Source organism: Shewanella sp. Sh95, assembly GCF_001308045.1.
GTDB classification, from domain to species: Bacteria; Pseudomonadota; Gammaproteobacteria; order Enterobacterales; family Shewanellaceae; genus Shewanella; species Shewanella xiamenensis.
In genome coordinates, this window is the sequence record NZ_LGYY01000089.1 from 1 (window position 1) to 1,154 (window position 1,154).

1 protein-coding gene is annotated in these 1,154 nt (G+C 49.1%); it reads right to left on the reverse strand.

From position 1 onward, the window contains the following. Nucleotides 1–13: 13 nt before the first annotated feature. Nucleotides 14–1,154, reverse strand: a 1,141-nt coding sequence (locus AEA42_RS06645; protein WP_055647289.1) for an IS4-like element IS10A family transposase, incomplete at its 5' end; no start/stop codon positions are given.

Sequence of the window (1,154 nt, forward strand, 5' to 3'; positions counted from 1 at the left end):
CTGAAGGATCCCCTCATAAATCAGCCATAGCATAGCCATATTTGAGCAACTGATTGGCGAATAATACCCAGGCCGCCAGCAATTCTTTCTCCGTGATTTGATAATCAGGCCGCCTGAGTACCTCCAATCCCAAGCGAATCGTTGAGAGTACCGTTCGATGCCCAATGGTATTGGCCTGAAAATGCTTATCCCAGCCCTGTTGCTGTGCGTGTAAACCAACTAGCCACAACAGGCATTGAACCATCAACGCTATCAGTAGGATGATGTCGAATCGCTCTGGACTGTTGGTACGACTTTGGCGTAAGCCAAAGCCGTATGCCGGGCTTTTGAGGTCACGAAAGGTTTCCTCTATTTGCATACGTTTGGCGTACAGGTTTACCAGCTGCTTTGGGCTCCGAGATTCTGGTGGTAAATTGCTGGCTAACACCCAAGGCTCTTTCGCCGATGTTGAGTACGTTTTTGCCGATGGATGGTGGCAATTAGTCCTCGTTGAACGCTGATTTGTACGCCCCTTAGGTTTGCTACGATAAAGCGTGAGATGGCAATTGATAGGGTTAGTTTTGGTCAAGGTCTTACAACCCAGGCTCTTCGCTTGACCGTTGGCCAAGTCATGTGTACTGCGAACTGCACGCCAATTTTCAGCGCCAATATCTGCAAATTGAACTGTACCGCGAATACGGCTTAGCCAAAACCAACCATGCGCCTCAACCTCTTTGTACCAAGGCACTTTGAACCCCGCGTCAGTCACGATGAGAGGGGTAACATGCAAAGGTAAAATCTTGGCTAAGTCCGCTAAAAAACCGTTGTGGGAGGCCTTAGAGCATTGTTCTGATAGGGGATAGGACTTCTCATACAGGGTAATAGAGCGGCCATTGAAGGCTATTGAGGCGCGCAGAGCCATGATGCGTTTATGCTCTCGGATGTCTGACCAATCGACGAGCACAATCGGCATAGGGTTACCAGAACAGATGAGGCTGGCATGCCATTGGTAGACAGCTAACCGTTCTTGATGCAGATGCGTGTTGCCGAGCAAACGATCAATGCGCTTGATGTTGTGCTTGGTTCGGGCCGTGGTTGGTAAATTTCGACCTAACTCAGTCAAGGTCAGTGTCTTACATTCAATCAGTGCCTTAGAGGCCAGCATCAAGCTGTTT